General features: G+C 70.2%; 2 protein-coding genes. Both read right to left on the bottom strand.

The features are described 5' to 3' along the window. On the bottom strand, positions 1-1343 hold a 1343-nt coding region (locus AC1DEM_RS21590; protein WP_476886322.1), incomplete at its 3' end, for a dihydroxyacetone kinase family protein. A gap of 28 nt (positions 1344-1371) precedes the next feature. Continuing rightward, positions 1372-2352 (bottom strand): sugar phosphate isomerase/epimerase family protein (locus AC1DEM_RS21585; protein ID WP_476886321.1); only part of this gene is annotated, 981 nt, incomplete at its 5' end.

The following is a 2352-nucleotide window of genomic DNA, read 5'->3' as shown; positions in this document are numbered from 1 at the left end:
GCCGAGCCCCAGAGCGCGCCCGAGGTGCCGCCGGCGCGTTCGCTCCAGGCCTCCCCGGCAGCGGTCAGGACCCGCGACGGCGACGCGCCGCCATCAGCCGCAGCAGCCTGCTCGGCGGCGGCGACTGCCGCGTCCACGCCGCGGCGCATGCCGATGCCGTGGTCGCCGTCCCCGGCGATGGCATCGAGGTTGCCGAGTTCTTCCTCGTGCTCGATGATCACGTTCTGCGTCTGGCCGAGCAGGTCGGCTGCCAGCTGGCCGAGAGTGGCGGCCGCTGCGGTGGTCCGTTCGACGTCGGCGGTCAAGGCGGCTTCCGGACCGGCGAGTTCGCGGCGGGCGCGGGGTGCCAGGTTTCCCTTGCGGAAAGCGGGGGTGTCGGCCGGGGCGGCCCAGTACTGCTCGAGTTCCTCATCCAGCCAGAGCAGGGTCAGGGAGAGCCCGGACATGTCCAGGCTGGTGACCAGCTCGCCGCATTCTGGCTCCACCACGGTCAGTCCTGCGGCGGTGAGGAGCGGTTCGATCTTGCCGAAGAGCAGGAAGAGTTCGTCGTACTTGACCGTGCCGAGGCCGTTGACGATCGCGACCACCCGGGTGCCGGCGTCCTCGGGTTTGTCGGCCAGGAGCCGGCTGACCAGGAGGCCGGCGAGTTCGGAGGCGGTGGGCATCGGGTGCTCGGAGATGCCCGGTTCGCCGTGGATGCCCAGGCCCAGGGACATCTGGCCGGCCGGGACGGTGAACAGCGGCGCGTCCGCGCCGGGCAGGGTGCAGCCGCCGAACGCCACGCCGAGGGACCGGGTGCGGTGGTTGGTTTTGATGGCCAGCCGTTCGACCTCGTCCAGGCCCAACCCGGACTCGGCGGCGGCGCCGGCGATCTTGAAGACCGTCAGGTCCCCGGCGATGCCGCGGCGCTTCTCGATCTGCTCCGGCGGGGCGCTGGCGATGTCGTCGGTGACCAGGACGGTGCGGGTCTCGATGCCTTCGGCGTTCAGGCGCAGCTGGGCCTGGCCGAAGTGCAGCACGTCACCGGCGTAGTTGCCGTAGCTCAGCAGCACCCCGCCGCCGGCGTTCGCGGCCTTCGCCACCCGGTAGACCTGCCCGGCCGCGGGCGAGGCGAACATGTTCCCGCACGCCGAGCCGGTGGCCAGGCCCGGCCCCACGAGGCCGGCGAAGGCCGGGTAGTGCCCGGAGCCGCCGCCGATGACCAGGGCGACCTGCCCGGCCGGGACCTCGGTGGAGCGGACCACGCCGCCGTCGACACGGGCCACGTAGCCGCGGTTGGCCGCCACGAAGCCGTCCAGTGCCTCATCCGCGAAATCAGCGGGATTGTCGAAGATCTGAGTCATGGTTCCTCATTGAATCCGTCGGGGGTAATCAGTTCTGATGGGTACCGGCGGGCTGTTGCCGGCCCTGTGCCACCTGGCTCTGGCCGAGGGCGTAGCCGTCGGTCTTGGGCAGGACCTGGCGGCGGAGGTAGTCCTGGTTGCTGGCCGTGACGGACAGGCCGTCGCCGCCGTAGTGCTCGGTGCACAGGATGCCCTGGAAGCCCACCGAGAGGGCGACCTTGAACGCCTCGCGGTAGTTGATCAGGCCCGATTCCATCGGGGCGGGCATCGCGACATAGGTGTCCCGGGCGACGTCCTCGTCGCGGATGTAGTTCTTCATGTGCCAGTAGTTCGAGTACGGCAGGGTCTTGGCGACCATCTCGCGCCAGTCCTCGATGGGGCGGTGCAGCCGGATGAGGTTGCCGATATCCGGGTTGATGCCGACGTTGGCCAGGCCGATGTCCTGGACCAGCTGGACCGAGGAGTCCGCGGTGCCGAGGTAGGTGTCCTCGTACATCTCCAGGGACAGCAGGACCCCGACCTCGGCCGCGTGCCGGCCCAGTTCCCGCAGGCGGGACACGGCCTTGCCCCAGGTTTCCTTGTCCCCGACCGGGTCCTTGTAGCCCTCCAGGGTCCAGAACCAAAGCTGCTTCTGCTGCTCGGCGGTGATGGCCTGGTGCAGCCCGAAGGAGACCACCTCACAGCCAAGCTCTGCGGCGGCGTCGATGGTGCGGTGGCTGTAGGCCAGGTTCGCCTCCCAGTTCCCTTCCTCGATCACGCTGCGGCGGATGGCGGAGATGACGGGGACGCCGATGCCCACGGTGTCCGCGGTCTGCTTGAACTCGGCAAGCCGGGCCGGGCTCAGGTCGCCGGGGCGGACCCAGCTGTCGGTGAGGTCGGCGTCGGCAAAGCCGGCGTCCCTGACCTCGGTGAAGACCTCGGCCCAGGCCGTGGCGTCGGCGTCGTTGACGTGGTTACCCTGCGCGTCGGTTCCCGGGAACTGCAGGAGCGCTGCGGTGATGGGCCAGTT

The organism is Arthrobacter sp. 05T420 (assembly GCF_056396305.1).
This window is presented reverse-complemented; position numbering and strand designations above follow the sequence as displayed.